Annotated in this window: 11 protein-coding genes and 3 pseudogenes; 3 read left to right on the forward strand and 11 right to left on the reverse strand. The window is 46.0% G+C overall.

The genetic code is table 11. From position 1 onward, the window contains the following. Window positions 1–771: 771 nt before the first annotated feature. From ACU8YC_RS13360 to ACU8YC_RS13385, 6 genes and pseudogenes are all read right to left on the reverse strand, one after another. Window positions 772–1,170, reverse strand: coding sequence for a putative zinc ribbon protein (locus tag ACU8YC_RS13360; RefSeq protein ID WP_446895431.1), 399 nt, complete (start codon window positions 1,168–1,170; stop codon window positions 772–774). A gap of 246 nt (window positions 1,171–1,416) precedes the next feature. Further along, window positions 1,417–1,599, reverse strand: a complete 183-nt coding sequence (locus ACU8YC_RS13365; RefSeq protein WP_446895432.1) for a hypothetical protein — start codon at window positions 1,597–1,599, stop codon at window positions 1,417–1,419. After that, on the reverse strand, window positions 1,580–2,113 hold the full coding sequence (locus ACU8YC_RS13370) for a secretoglobin family protein (protein WP_446895433.1): 534 nt from the start codon (window positions 2,111–2,113) through the stop codon (window positions 1,580–1,582). Before ACU8YC_RS13370 ends, ACU8YC_RS13365 begins: the two co-directional genes overlap by 20 nt. A 123-nt stretch (window positions 2,114–2,236) precedes the next feature. Continuing rightward, window positions 2,237–2,809, reverse strand: coding sequence for a hypothetical protein (locus tag ACU8YC_RS13375; protein WP_286451511.1), 573 nt, complete (start codon window positions 2,807–2,809; stop codon window positions 2,237–2,239). Between the two features lie 62 nt (window positions 2,810–2,871). Beyond that, a pseudogene (locus ACU8YC_RS13380) lies at window positions 2,872–3,072 on the reverse strand (helix-turn-helix transcriptional regulator); the annotation flags it as partial. Between the two features lie 103 nt (window positions 3,073–3,175). Further along, window positions 3,176–3,757, reverse strand: a complete 582-nt coding sequence (locus ACU8YC_RS13385; protein ID WP_446895434.1) for a hypothetical protein — start codon at window positions 3,755–3,757, stop codon at window positions 3,176–3,178. Window positions 3,758–4,135: 378 nt separating this feature from the next. On the opposite strand from ACU8YC_RS13385, the gene ACU8YC_RS13390 reads away from it, so the two are divergent. After that, a complete protein-coding gene (locus ACU8YC_RS13390; RefSeq protein ID WP_446895435.1) occupies window positions 4,136–4,933 on the forward strand; it encodes a hypothetical protein in 798 nt (265 codons plus the stop codon). On the opposite strand, the pseudogene ACU8YC_RS13395 reads toward ACU8YC_RS13390, so the two are convergent. The 5 genes and pseudogenes from ACU8YC_RS13395 to ACU8YC_RS13415 form a co-directional block, all read right to left on the reverse strand. Next, a pseudogene (locus tag ACU8YC_RS13395) lies at window positions 4,916–5,302 on the reverse strand (dihydrofolate reductase family protein); the annotation flags it as partial. The gene ACU8YC_RS13390 and the pseudogene ACU8YC_RS13395 sit on opposite strands and share 18 nt — an antisense overlap. 217 nt (window positions 5,303–5,519) lie before the next feature. Further along, window positions 5,520–9,551, reverse strand: coding sequence for an NACHT domain-containing protein (locus ACU8YC_RS13400; RefSeq protein ID WP_446895436.1), 4,032 nt, complete (start codon window positions 9,549–9,551; stop codon window positions 5,520–5,522). A 290-nt stretch (window positions 9,552–9,841) separates the two neighbouring features. After that, window positions 9,842–10,993 carry a 5-methylcytosine-specific restriction endonuclease system specificity protein McrC gene (gene mcrC, locus ACU8YC_RS13405; RefSeq protein WP_446895437.1) on the reverse strand — a complete coding sequence of 384 codons (1,152 nt, stop codon included), beginning with the start codon at window positions 10,991–10,993 and terminating at the stop codon, window positions 9,842–9,844. Then, window positions 10,990–12,945 carry an AAA family ATPase gene (locus tag ACU8YC_RS13410; protein WP_446895438.1) on the reverse strand — a complete coding sequence of 652 codons (1,956 nt, stop codon included), beginning with the start codon at window positions 12,943–12,945 and terminating at the stop codon, window positions 10,990–10,992. The genes mcrC and ACU8YC_RS13410 overlap by 4 nt, the downstream gene beginning before the upstream one ends. A 63-nt stretch (window positions 12,946–13,008) precedes the next feature. Continuing rightward, window positions 13,009–13,422 carry a hypothetical protein gene (locus ACU8YC_RS13415; RefSeq protein WP_446895439.1) on the reverse strand — a complete coding sequence of 138 codons (414 nt, stop codon included), beginning with the start codon at window positions 13,420–13,422 and terminating at the stop codon, window positions 13,009–13,011. Between the two features lie 278 nt (window positions 13,423–13,700). On the opposite strand from ACU8YC_RS13415, the pseudogene ACU8YC_RS13420 reads away from it, so the two are divergent. Next, window positions 13,701–13,868: pseudogene (locus tag ACU8YC_RS13420) on the forward strand (HNH endonuclease); the annotation flags it as partial. A 234-nt stretch (window positions 13,869–14,102) separates the two neighbouring features. Continuing rightward, window positions 14,103–14,843: a hypothetical protein gene (locus ACU8YC_RS13425; protein ID WP_446895477.1), complete on the forward strand. Its 741-nt coding sequence runs from the start codon at window positions 14,103–14,105 to the stop codon at window positions 14,841–14,843. Window positions 14,844–14,989: the final 146 nt, after the last annotated feature.

A 14,989-nucleotide genomic window follows, 5' to 3' on the forward strand; every position in this document is an offset into this window, starting at 1 on the left:
AAGCTTAATACACTTAAGTCTCATTTTGAAATCGTACCAAATCTTCATGAGGAGAACTGGTAGGAGCTTTCTTTATGATATAGGTATGTTTAACAATACTGTGATTTAGATCTGATATTTGAACATACACAACGTATAGCTGGGAGGCGTCTTTAGTTTCGTCACTCAGTCAGGGAAAGATACTGGGGCTCTGTGTAATCGCTGCAGGTCGGAACGACAGGGCATTTTCCTGTAACAATTTATGCTCAGCGTCAGAGGGGCCCACCTGGGTTCTGTCCACTCTGAAGACGGTTATTTTTGTTTCATTACTCTGATACTGTTCATTCGTTATTCGGGTTGTATTGTATGCCTGACGGAGCAGAGTTTTCATTGTCTGGAAACACTTCTCCGGAAGTGAGTCGTGTCGGGAAAGGTAAAAAGTGTCCTGGTTGAGCATCAGTAGTGTCTGATATGAGTGGGGAGAAGTTTTGCTTCCAATCCATCTGAGAATTGTTGGTGGCGATGGCCTGCCGCTCAATTGTCGGGTCGCTGCCAGTTCACTTACTTGTCGGTAGACGATATCCTGAAAACACCCTATTGTCTCAGGGCCTGGGCAGTCCAACATCAACCGAAATACAGCCAGACGTGGGTACTGGTCGATGGCCTGCTGAACCACCCGCTTTACTTGCTGCATTTCTGTCAGTTCATCGTTTAAATACTCCATAAAATTTCCTGAAATAACATGAGTGTTAAAGCAATCTTCATAATATTAAGGAAATAACCCATGCCCAATCAGTTCGCATCTGATTGCTTGTCAGTTTCTTCGATACTGTAGATGCCTGTTCCGCATGAAGTGCAATACTTTTTCCCACTGTAATGATTCCCGCACCACACGCAATGCCAGAACAGCACCATTACGGGTGCATCCAGATTGTCGATGATACTGCGTAGTTTTTGGCATCGGGCTTCGGCTTTCACTTCAGGATCGAGATGGGTACATTGCATCAGAACGTTCGTCGTCACTGTTCGCTGGTCATGTTCAAACCAGGGGGCCTCACCAGATGAACCCGCATGAAGTATCAACTGACAGCCGCAGGAAGAGCAGGTCCATACCCTGCCTGGCGACTGCATCGCGTCTTTAGCAGTCACAATGTGCCCATCATGATTATTGGCAAGGTAACATTTCAGCATGCGCATGCCAGTACCTCGACCAGGATGTTATGTTCTGTAATGTATCTATCGGTCTGGCAGACCAGACTGCACCGTTTACCGTTGTGTGCTAGGAAGAATTTGGCAAACATCTTCAGACTCCTGAGGGCAGGCGCAAGTCGTCCCGAAAAGAGAAGTCTGCGCCTTGCGATTAGATGGATTAAAGGGATTAAAAGGGATTGGTGTGGCTGTCACATAATGAAATGCTGACGTAAAAAACTGTCAGGCTCAGAAATCGATACTTCGTCGGCGCACGGTTAACTGATGGTCAGCTACCTCGTTACAGCCATACAGTAAGCGCGTATTTTTCTGCTCAATCCAGGTCGTATGCTCCGGTACATTGCGCATGCCGCTCGGTACCGGATCGCTGTTACGGACAGGTATCCGACCTTCACAGTGGCCGGGTGGCACGAATGTAATCCTCAGTCAGTGCCGATAAACCATTGAACTCTTTTTGTCGTGTATTGATCCATTTCTTCAGCGTGACCGGAAGCAGCAGATGCAGTGCGTACCATGCTTCCGGCTCAATCCCTTTCACCAGCTCACACCAGCACAGCAACATCAGTGATTCACGTATACCGGGCTGTGGATACTGGCGGAAGAGCAGCAATAACTGCTCAGCAAGGGCACTGAGTCCCAGTCGGTAACATTCACTGCGCAACATCCCCGCCAGCGCTGGCCCCTCAGCACGTTTAATGATACGTCCCGCTACTGATTCTTCTTCCACACAAGCAGCCTGCGTTACCGTCAGCAAAAACTGCGGAATAATGAGCAGTCCGGTAAGCCCGTTCGGTAACGAGCAGGACGTCACGGTCAGCCTGTGCCACTTTTTAATTTCAGGCTGGCAGAGCCCATGAGTGACCTGCAGCCGGGTGAGGTCATCAAGCCAGGCCTGACAGTGCGCGGTAAAAATGGTTGAGTTCATCTGTAAATCCTTATCGTTGAATCGCAGACAGCGCCGTTCCGCTAGTGTGAAGCGGTGCGGGAAACGGCATCTGTGGAAAGTAATGCGGGATTGGGGGAGGAGGATGTACTTTCGTCTCTGGCATCAGTTGCCGGTAAACAGCAGGTATTCATCCATCATCAGGGTTAAAACGGGATCACTATCCTGGCGGTCACCCAGCCAGAGATACAGCGCGTCGTCTGGCTGTCCGACCAGACGCTCCAGCCAGTCGCAAGGGTCATTTCCGCACATCAAATCGCGCCAGCACAGCCAGACGATTTTGTGTCGGATTTCCCGGCTGGTCAGTCGCTGTAACATCACCAGCAGTGCCCGTTGTACCGGGAACTGCTTCAGTCGGGCACATTCACTCAGCAATATGCCTTCCAGCATGGGATGGTGAAGCAGCAGCGTGGTGTCTGAATCCAGCCGGGTGGACATGTCCTCTGTCACCGTGATGACCGGAGGCTGATTACCGCAGAACAACCGGTACAAAGCATGGGGTACCACGGCAGTGACCTGCCCCGTACCCGTGAAGCGGAGCGAGCCTATGGTGAGTTGATGGCTGGCCTGGATGTTCGGGTGACACAACCCATGTCGTACAGCCAGACGCGTGAAATCGTCCAGCCAGCGCTGGTAATGCTGCAACAGGAAGTCATGACGGGAATTCGGTGTTTTCATGACAACGTCTCCACGGGAGTTACGGTAAGTTTGTGGGTCGTTGGCAGGGAGGAATTCTCCCCACGGGATGCATCAATGCGGGCCTGTAGCCAGGCTTCGACTTCACTCTGTCGCCAGCGGGAACTACGACCAAACTTGATGGGGGCCGGAAACTCACCGTCTTTGATGAGCTTGTAGAACCATTTATCGGTTAATCCGGTGAGATGAGTAATGAAAGCCATATTGACGAACTGGTCTTCAGACAGGGAAGGTTTAATGGTCATGACGAGATTCTCCGGTAGCTAAATAAGTACCGGAGTCGGGTGATGAATCACTGTACCCTTCTCCGGCATAACAACCGGAACTGACGTAAAAATGTGCGTCGTTTTATCGAAGCCCTCGCGGTCTGCCCAGTCCACTCGCGGGTGGTACCTCGCTGGCCCCGTAGTAAGTCTGCCCGTGTTTTGATTTCTCCTTGGCGAGATAGCTGATGATGTAGCGCAGGTTGTCGATGGCTGCAGCATCATCGTAATTGACGGGGCGGGTGATATCGGCTTCGTAGCATTTCTTACGATCACAGCGATTGTGGTAGCCCTCTCCCTGTGTAATCTTCTGCCAGACAGCCCCTGCCAGTTCAGCAACCGGAAAGGTGGCCTGGTTATGGTGGCCATCAAGATACATCACGATATGGGCATGGCATTTGTGTCGGGAAGTACACTCCAGCACCCAGAAGTGACCCACGATGTTGCTCTCTAACATCAGATGTTCTGTTAACTGGCGTACCTCCCTTTCTGTCTCGTACCATCCGTGATGGTTATAACGCCACGTGTCATTCTGATAGAACACATCGAGTCTGAGGGGCTGAAGGCGGGAGTAACGTTCCAGTAGCTGATCAAGATGGTGGTTCAGTAACGACAGCAGGAACCAGTTCATCGTGTATTTGCGGTTCCAGGGCCAGGGAAAGTCCATGATTTTATCCTCTGTAGTGTGTGTACAAAGGAAGGTGGTGATATGTAATTTTTATGCTGGAAAGTCACAGTATTTCTGTTTACTGAGCAGTACTGTGGGGACAGGAGATATACAGACGGGTTAAGCGGATCACTGCGGGAGGGGGGATGAAGAGGAAGTTCTTAAAACATGAAGACCTTAATTATACTAAAAACCCAAATGTTCGTTCCTGGTATCCAGGCTGTCCTGAAAGCATCATATTCAGTATTTTTACGTGAGAGCATATTACTATGAATTGATAACTAAATAGAAAGATCAAAAAAATAAACTTGTTGATAATGAAGGTGTTTGAGGCTAATTGTTATGCACTTTCACAAAAATGCTTAATAGGTGATTGGCATGTCAGAACGAATCACTTTCAATGTAACCAATTCTGAGACTCTGCGTGTTGTTGATGAATACAGCAAAAAACAGAAGATCTCACGGTCGCAGGTTATTTCCACATTGCTGGATGCCACCGTCCCGGTACTGAAAGATATTAATCGTTATTATCAGCTTGCGGACGAACTTAAGGCCCGGCTACTGTCTGGTGTCTACCAGCAGGATTTGCCTCGCCGAAGAAATGTTGTAGCTGCTGAAAAGTATTGTATGGAGATCTGGGAGAGTAAGCTTCAGGTTGGAAAAGGGTATGACTTTGACAGCGTCAATGGCAAGGTGCATGTTCGCGAACATAAGCGACACCTCCGTCGGGATAATGCAGTTGGCAGGGTCGAAAATCGACATATCAAAGAGTTCTGTCAGTCGCTCCTGGAAAGGTCAGAACAGGATGCCCGCTATGCCTGTTTTATCTATACCGAAAGGATTATTTTTGCTGATGTAGAAACCTCTGAACACTCATCATCGCCAGTAAAACTGGCGGCAGGTGACGCTGTGATTTTGCTGGCAAAAGATGTGGTTTTTAACGAGTTTTTCTTTGATATAGGTAAGGCGCTTTTTATCAATGTGGTTGATCTTATGTCATACGGTACAAGTGGTATCCCGGAGACGACAGGAGACCCACGAGTTCACTGCTGGGTGCCAATCCTGTTTAGTGGGAAAAATGCCGTGATAATACCTGTGTACCTGATTGACCCCGCTACGGCCCCGACGTTAAGAAAACCAGACAACATAACGGTGGTCTACCAGGGCAAAAAGTAACGTTGATTCTTGTTCCTGCCTGTCATCGATATAGACGCGGTGCGCGTTCGGCACCGTCAGGTCAGCAAGCATCTCCCTTGGTGTGCGGCATGAGAACTGTACTTTACCCTTCAGCTGTTCGGGCACGTAGGTATCGGTTAGTTGTCGGGAAAGCACCAGCACGGGGCGCTCATAAGGCCATTCATCAAAGGTCAGCACCTTCTTATAGCTGCCACGGCCCATAACGATCCAGTCTTTGTCCGCGATGAATGCGGCATAGCCATGGTCTTCTGTCGGGTCATCGCGCTTCAACAGCCAGTCGATATCGCCATCCTGTCGAGCGATATAATCATCAAGATTGACCGCGATAAAAAGATGAGTGGTGGTCATCAAGTGCTCCGTATTCAGGTTGCATATAGCTTGTTGAGTTTAGCGATGCTAGCAACGTCCCCTTTTTTAAGGTTAGCGTTGCATCGACCCGTTGAACGCACAGCACGAAGCTGTCAGAACTAACAGTGCTTAAGGTCTGCTGTGAACGAGAAGAGGAAGTTCTTAGGACATTTTTACATCATAATGTATTAATTCACGGAGAAAAAATGTGCTTCACCTAATTTTTAACGGATTGGCGAGATATATCTAATACAAAGATTTCTATTAGCCCATGCAACTGAGATGGAAGTCGGGCTTCGATGCTCAGCTTTAGCTGTAGTGCGTTAGAGATATTAGTATTCTTTTTACCTGCAATTAACTCGTCTTTACCAAACCATAGTACAAGATATATCCCCTGTTTTTCCGCGCTAGGATGAATGGAATACTTTTGACTAAGTTGTGATTCCGCTGCAGTATATAATTCATTGTGCCATTGCCCCTTCACTTCAGTAACGAGAAGTCTTCTTTTTCCCCCTATCATTTTGGTCGCAGTAAAATCACACCGTTTTTGAGCATGCATCTGATGCTCTGGTACTATAGATATACCTTTGGATTCAAGACGGTTATTGAGCCATTCCGCGATGATTTCAGTGGACTTATTTTCGCTTAGGTGTTGTGCACCATTATAAAAGCGATCTATCGTATTAAATTCCCCACCAAACAATGTTTGTTGGAAAGCATATAATTGCTCGATAATGAGCTCTTTTAAGCCCTCTACGGTTGCAACTGAATCTTTGTCCAGCCATTCAACGACTGCTGATGGAGAAGGGGGCTTAAAATTAAGGTGCCCAAGCTTACGGACTAATGAGGCTCTGACATTTTTTAACGAATTACTAAACCGATTCATTCGTTCATTTTTTAGAAGGATTTCAATAATTGGCAGAGCATGGCTAGGTTCTGCATGGTTTAAAGACCATATTATTTCATGTAAAATATGGTTAGCATTCTCGTACTCAGCTCTTTCGCTATGATGAGATGCCATATCGTCAATATCAGACCAATACTTAATAAACCCATTGAGTAAATACTGGGCTTTGAGGGGGGTAAGTTTAGGCCAGTAGATAATGTCATATTCGGGTAAGTTAAAATTTAAACCATGAAACAATAAAAGATTTTTCTTCTGTTTACATATCAATTCCCAGTAATCACTAAATGTTTCGTCCAGAAAATAGAAAGCTCGAATAATCCAAAACATTAGGGTTTGTTCCATTTCAGCGTTATCAATTGTGAATTGATATTGCTGCATTAACTCTCTGCACCGTTGAGCAATGAGTGTATCAATTGCATGACGATTTTTATCATTACAGGCAATATCAAAGATTTTACTCAGATTTACCAAATGAAGTGCAGGGAATGTTATCAACCATTCTAAAGCTAAATCAGAATTTAATTGGCTGAAGTGGGCATCCATCCTCAGAACATCAAGTTGCTCGGATACAGCATTGATCGCAAGTTCAGGTTCAATAAGCTCTCTGAAAAATGACTCAGCCGTCTGGGGAGAGGAGAATATTATTTTATTGACTTCCTCACATAGCGCATTGTGTTCATCATTTGACATTATACTTTGGCTCCAGAAACTGTTTGCCCTGAGCATCTTAATGAGCCCAATATCTAGGTCTGCTAGGGTACCTTTGCTTCGGAATTTTTCCAAGCAGCCAGCATAAAAAATTCTTTCTAATCCATTATATTTCAATTGAATAAGACCCCTCCTCCAATCTCTTGGATATCCTATATCCTTGCAGATCTTTGGAATGGCGTTTTGCAAACTAATACTCAGAAAAGATCTATCACCCAGCTGCTCAGGAATTTTATTCGTTGTGCTGAGTATGAGATCAGCAAATAGGGACAGGACTTTTAGATCCGTTCCTTGTTTAATCTTTTCGTGGCTCATACGTATAGCATTTAGCGCTCGTTCAGTTCGAATAACTAGATTTTTCTGAGCACGAAGCTGCCTACGGACCGCATAGCGTTGAGATTTTGCTATCTTAAACTGGTGCTTTGCACTTGAACGATCAAACGCCTTCCAAATTTTCAGTAGATGGGAATTTTCGCGGGCATGTTTACGACATAGCTGCCGCAACTCTATGAAAAACTGATCTTTTGGGAAGGATTGTCTGATATGCGCTACCAGTAATGATTCCCACAACGCTTCGTTACCTAATTCAAATGCAAGTTCAAGTAGAAAGTAATGATCTTCAACCCCAATGTGCAAGCCAGGATGGCTCCAGTTGCCCAGAAAACTTTTTTTTCTGGTCAACACTAGTTCATCGATATTGGTTAAAGATCCAAATGCCAGTGCATAAATACCGTGCCTCAATGCTTCATCTTCCCTGAGCACCTTTACAGAAATTCTGTCCTGTTTGAAGTTACTACAGGCAATATTTAGGTTTTTAAGCCACATCCACACCTGCACGGGATCATGTGGTGCTGTTGCAAGCGCCATATGGCGATCCAAGAGAGAGAAAATGATCTCGCTCAATGCCCTGCTGCATTTACAAGCATACAAATCTCTATGGCAAGTGCAGGTGAGTGTTGAGGATAATCTATCTAAAATTGTGTCAGTCACATCAAGCGTCAGTTTGTCGATTAATGAATCGATGGCCTTTTTGGACTCAGATTCTGAAAATATAAAAGCACTACGGGAGTGAATGTTTGCTGAGTCATGAAAAAGCTTAACTAACATATCCACTTCATCAAGTGAGTTTTCTCTTCTTTTGAGAAAAATAGCCGCAATATTGAGAGATAAGGGACTGCATTCAAGCAACAGGGCCTTGAGGAAATTCTCATTAAAAGCTGACTTGGCTTCCGATAATCGAAAAAATGCCAACCGACGTACAGATTCCTGCTCTTGAGGATTGAGTACTAATGCACACAATTGTTCACGTAAAATATCAATCGCATCGGAATCTTCTATTAGTTCCAGTACCAGTTTTTTCAACTGACCGTCATTTTTTTCATCTAAAATATCCTTAATTTCTTCGGCTACTGCAGAAGTGAAGAAACCATGAATACTGAATCTGCGCCATTCATCACTACGTCGAAAGAAAGGGTCATCTTGAGAAACACTGCGTAAACGGCGAATGAGCTTGATGCGAGCTTTTGGGTGCAATTCGGAAGGGACGCCACTGGCAAGCACGGTATAGGGATCCACTTCGATTATTGACTCCTGAAGGGAACGATTACCTATCGTTGCCATCCAGCCGAGCAGACCTCTTAATTCATCTCTGACAACACCATTAGGCGCAATGATACTCATGCACTGGGAAATGCTTAATGCTTTAACATTTGATTCAATACGTTCTATGAAATATTGTGCAGCACAATACTCCGCGACAATTTTATGAACAGGTTGGTGGTTTCCTTCCTTCTTTCCTGGCTTGAAAAGTCGTGTGGAGAGAATCGATCTTGGAATTTTCTTGTCGCTAAAAAGCGAGGATAAAAGCGGGTAGAGTTTATTACTTTCAGCTTGGCTTATTGTTACGCCTTCTGCTCCGGATAGTAACAGTTTCGCAAATATCTCCGCTGATAACGAGACTTTTTGCGCAGGAGATAAATCCGCATCTGAGATGATGGTATTCTCATTTGTCTCTTTAGCCAGATGCTCGACAGATAGCCTGAAAATGGAACGTTTATCATTGAAGCGACGATCGCTTTCAACATACGCATCGGAAAAAAGCTGAAGAAACTTTGGGTTGGGTAATAGTGATGTGAGATTGAAACGCTCGAGCTCCTTGGCAAATCTGTTGAAATCTTCGCTTGGTTTATAGGCTTCAAAGATGGCGCGTTGGTCCTGTTCCTCAAATGGTTTCAGTCTTACGACAAAAGGTTCATGCCCTAAGAAATCCTGATACAGTCGTGTAGAAGCTTGGTCCCATTCACTTGACCTGCTGGAGAGTACTATCTGCTTTGGCCTAGATTTACGCAATAAACCAAGAAGTTGCTTAAGCGCTGTCTGTTCATGCTTAACAAGTTCATCAATTGCGTCAATAACAACGGCATTGTTATTTCCTTCAGGACCGATTTGATTGAAAACATTAGCAGTAAAGTGCTCAGCGCCCAAAGTTACGGCTAATTTTTTTAACAACTCGGACTTCCCTGCGCCAGGTTCAGCAAGCACAATGATGTGTCTGGCTGTAGCCAGAAGCTCTTCTTGCGTATAGTTCTCATTATCTTTTATCAGAATACGTGGGATGTACACTTCGTTTTTCATATTCACTGAACGCACCGATACCTGATAAACGTTAAGTTCCCCATTTTAAGCGATAATACTACAACATTCTTTTGAATATTTAGTGTTGTTCTGGCCTGTATTGGTTGTAACTCAAGGTCATAGCTTTCTTCTCAGCAAAAGTGTCATAACTTCCGGACTCAGAGATGAGAGGCTACCAGCATTCGGTAGTGTCATTTGTCATCAGGGAGGGGGTAAAGGTCTGTTAACAACTATAGGGCAGGATCGTCTACCGGGGTAGGGTCAGTCCACTACGTGGCTGCAACAGTATATTATTTTGCAGCCACTGATTTATGAAGTAGCAAATCATCAGCCGTGACTCCCGCGCAATCATGAGCTAATTCCAGTAATTGTCTTTTAATTGATTTGGCATTTACCGCCATATCTACCGTAGCAAAATGGATCTTATGTCCCTGAGTGACAACATACTCATTGAGCATATAGCCAACTGCGGGATGAAGTAGAAGGCCAGCGGCATTGAGCGAAAGTGGGTCCTCCTTGCTCTCCTGTGTTCTAAGGTAGGTATATAACTGGTAAATATAGCTATTACGTAGCGATTGATCCCTATACCAGCCCTTTGTCAGAATCGCATTAAATTTGGTATCGATAATAATGCGTTGCTGGGCCATCTTGTGTTCAAGAATAATGTCTGACTTCATCGTCGGAAAAATCTCTGCGCTGCCCGCACTTTGATCACTCAACGCCCATTTCAGCTCTTTCCCGGCTGAGATCTGCCAGGTTGGTTTGGCTAGGTGTACACGATAAAAGCCCGCAATACCTTTTTCAAATAGCCTTCTCATCCAGTAAAGATTATCTGAGGGCGCGGGCAAAAGATGTTGCCCTTGATCTTCGGTTGGCATCAGCAGTTCAAAAGCTAATTGTGCGGCATCGACCATCGGTTTATCAGCGGCATCATGGCGTCCAAAACGCCGCACCGAGGGCAGTTCGCGGTCGTCAGGATATCCTCCGTTTATTCCCTCACGGCGAAGTGAGATGGCCATAACATGACAATCTGCTGCTAGGGACGGCTTCGCTATGATCGGGGTTAGACGTTCTAACGCGCAGCGAACATAGCGGTTACGTGGGTTGTCTAGGGTCATGTCCTGAAAATGGCAGGCGACCCGACCCCGCTCCAGCAACTGATGACTGACCGTATATAGTACATCAATGCGTCCTCTCACACGGTTCAGGACCGAATGACGGGGTTGGTATCCCATGCTTAAATTGCGACGACGTCGCAGCTCAATCTCATGTAGCAAGATTGTCGCCACCAGATCGGGTATTTCTGCTGGGTTATCTTCAACCGCAATATGACCGCGTCCCAACTGGCGAAACAGATCTGAAGCGTACAGCATCAGCAGCCAAAGATTTCGCACGGGAATGCGTGACGCTTTATGTTGCTCACTCCTGGTTATTGTCGTCATTCTGCTAATAACACTTTTCTGGCTTCGTCGACTTTGTTTGGGGCATCAAACCAATATTCGGCGAGCAAAGGGCAGATCTCTGTATCGACGACCTGTGCATACCAGGCCTGAGCTTCGTTGATTTGCTGGCCTGTGGCTGGTGTGACATAGCTGTGACCGATACAAAACTGCGGCCCTAAGGTGGTGTCTTTTGCCAGCATCTCGTTGAGCTCCGTCAGTCGAGATTCGATGATGGATAACAGGTCTAAATCAATTGCGAATTTATGATTTACCCATTTTTTCCACGCGTCATTAAACGTTGGCTTTAGCTCGATAAAAGCGAAACGGCGGCGCAGTGCCAAGTCGAGTAGTGCTAGGGAGCGGTCTGCAATATTCATCGTGCCGATGATATACAGATTCTCAGGGATATAGATTTTTTCATCAGGATTTTCACTGTAGGAGAGCGCCAACGCCTCCGTCGGTGTACGTTTATCAGCTTCCATCAAGGTGAGTGTTTCACCGAATATTTGTGCAGGATTGCCACGGTTAATCTCTTCAATAATCACAACATATTTCGCGGCAGGATTATTGATCGCAGTTTTGATTGCATTAATAAAAGGTCCATCGATTAGCGTTAATCGTCCCTCTTTCCCTGGACGCCAGCCACGAATAAAATCTTCGTAAGAGAGATTCGGGTGAAATTGCACCGCATTAATACGCTCAGGCGCTTGTTCTCCCATTAAGCAGTACGCCAGACGGCGCGCCAGCCAAGTTTTCCCGGTCCCTGGTGGTCCTTGTAGGATCAGGTTTTTCTTGTCGAGTAGGCGCTGAAGTGTGAGTTGGATCTTCGTTTTTTCCAGGAAACAGCCCTCCTGAATCAGATGGCTGATGGAGTAAGGTGCGTGAGTGAGTTTTGGTGGCGGCGCACTCTCTTCGACTGTTTCCTCAGTTATCGTCTGGGATTCGTTTTTTTCAAATTTCAGGTATTCATAATTTCCGGACTCAAGGAATTTTAACTCATCATCATTGCGTAATTTCTGCAGATAAAAATAGATTGAGCTTGTAACCGTTTTGCTCTCAGGACGTTCTGCCTTGAATGCGTCCAGGTAGTTTTCTTTCAACTCCGAAGCAGTGAAATAAGGGCTATCTTTTTTCAGGCATAATGCCTTAATTTTATTAAGTAGAGATGCTTTCCACGTTCGACTTTCCACTTCATCTTTAGACTGGCTAAGATCGGTATTCCACGCTGACAGAGAGAGTTCCGGGAAGGAATGAACCGGATAGTTGGGTTGGGTAAAGGCTTTGTTAAGCGCTTGCATAATGCTAAGGTAGCTTTGCCCACTGCAGCGACCTTTTGCCCCATTTTTAAGGATCTTGATGTTTAACACTTTCTGGATGTAATACTGTGACTGGCTATCTAAAGTAGGGTAGAACCAGGGACGGGCCCAGTACAGCCCCATGGTTAGATTCCAGCCGACATTCATCACTGCAGAAGCGATGTCATATGCGGAAGTGAAGTCTGCAGAATTGGTATTCTGGTTATCCGCAAATGTCAGTGCTTGTGAGAACATCTCCCACAAGCGTTCAATGTCATCAGGATCGCGCGACCTTTCATAACCAAAGAACCAAGATTTTTGGTTATTCAACAGCGGGATTCCGGCAAAGGAGTCAGGAACAGGTTCGTTCACGCCCAACAAATTCGCCAGCCTGGTGGCAATAATTTTGCGATTTGTGTCGGTCAGGCTGCGATTGAACAAGCCCATAGTAGTAAACGGACAAATGTCTTTTAAGGGAAAGGACTCACCCTTGGTGGGTTTATCCTGTAAATGGGACATCCCGTCGACATCTGCGGCAACCAGGTGAATGCCTTTGACTAATTCGTCTCGCCGGTCCCGCCAGGTCAGTAACGCGCTGGCAAAAGTCTCATAAAAACGAGCCCATGCAAATTTGACGTCATGTTCTGCTATGTCCACGGGAGCTCCATTATGCTTGTTGGGCATTGATTACTTATCTGAGTGAATTTTAATATATTATTATCAATATCTGGAAACTTTAACTACCCAATACAGGTATCTACATGCGGTTTTCAAGAGATCACACCCCACCAGCTCAACTTGATTCTGGTCCAGATCTGCAATCACCGCTTCATAAAACCCATCCCCGGTCATGCGCGGTGGGCTTAGCAGTGTGTTGTTCAGACGCGTCTGCTCCGCCATTCGATCCACCTCCGGCTTGTTGCCGACATTTAGGGCATTATGCGCCCAATCAACAAACTCCGGGGGTGACGGGGCCGCGTCCAGAAATACCGCAAAATATATGACACCAATCAGCATTACCACGCCGCACGGGATGGCAAAGGACGGGCCGGGGACTGGAATGGCACACGGCAGCAGCCCTTTCAGGCTGAATGCCAGCATCAATACCATGTTGAGGATGATGTCGTGGCACACTGAATTTGGCCTGACTTATTCCCCGTTGATTAACATAGACTGATTTAGCAACTTCCACTTTTGGCACATTGCTGCCTGTCGCGCAGGGCCTTATTAACCGATAACTGCCGCTCCATGTATAGAGACTGGATTCGGACGGCCTGGTCATTATGAGGGGCTACCAAGTAGGTTGCAGGCTCTGAAATTTGAACGGACTTAGTGTGATCTACGACTTGCTTACAGGTTCATGCGAACAATATGTTATTCTCAATTTATTCTAATATCAGTGAAAAGAACCTATGGGACATTGCATATATTGTCGTGAAGAAAAAGATGATAAAGAGTTCACTCTAGAACACGTTGTTCCGCAGTTTCTGGGTGGGGCACATGCTCCCGACTTTCTTAAGACACGGAACGTATGCAAAAGCTGTAACAGTAACCTTGGGTTATTTGTTGATGCGTCTTTCGAGAAGAATTGGATCGTTTCTAATTGGCTGCGACAAGCGTCCTCAGCATTTTATGATAAGGATAATCCAGTAGGGGTATCTCTCTCGTGCATGGGTACCACTGACCTTTGTCCTCCTGACCTTCCAGAGGGCCACGTCTGTGAAATGTGGTTGGGACCGCATGGCGAACAGGTATTTTGGCTTCGCCCACACGACGAGAGATTGTCTGCGTACGTGGGCGGAAATCCGCGGACCATGAAAAGTATTAAGACAAGAGCGTATTTCCTATTTTCCGAAAATACGTCCCGGGATCCGCTCAAGACATGGCTGTCGTTTGAGCAAGCACTTCACGGTCGTAGAGTCAAAAAAATTCTTTGCGGCGAGGTAGAGGGCGCTGATCCGGTCAGCATTGGATTTGCACAACCTGATGAGCTGGATAAAGCACGCACAAAATTTTTCATAGCCAATACTGAAGGTGGGCAAATGCGGACAATGCAGGTCACGGTTCACCAGAGGTTTGATCAGCGTTTCCTTTGTAAACTTGCAATAGGCGTCTCGTTTTGTCTTTTTGGACATAAAGTTCTCGATTCAGCCTACGGCAAAGAATTGCACAAAGGGCTCTGGCATCGTGAAGGCAACGATAAGCCTGAAGTTCGTGGTAGCACGTTCTTCTCCAAGAACGTTGTTCCGAACTTCAATAGCCTTGTGGGGTTCCCTAATGCAGTAACCCTTGTGTTGCTTTCAACTCCGGACGGCGTCTCACTGAATCTAAATATAAACTCACAACTAAATTGGTCTATTTTGTGTGCATCTAATGAAATTCTAACGACAGATGATGTTGCAAAGATCGACGATGGGAAGATCCTACTGCTCGTCCGCGCTCTTAAAACTGGCATCTATCTTGATCTTCCCTTTTACCTCGCCTGTAAGAGCGGAATCACATCGCACTCGGGACTGAATAACATCCTAGAGCGGTTGGAGAGAAGCAAAACATGAATGTGGTTTTAGTTGTACGCAATCCACCGCTAATCCCGAAAAATGGTCGTTCATGACCGTTTTTGGCACTCAGCGGACATTTATATGGGTAACCCGCCTGCCTTACCTATGCGCTTATCATAATAATGGGTGTCATTTCGTTCACC

Source organism: Citrobacter sp. VF227, from assembly GCF_052950715.1.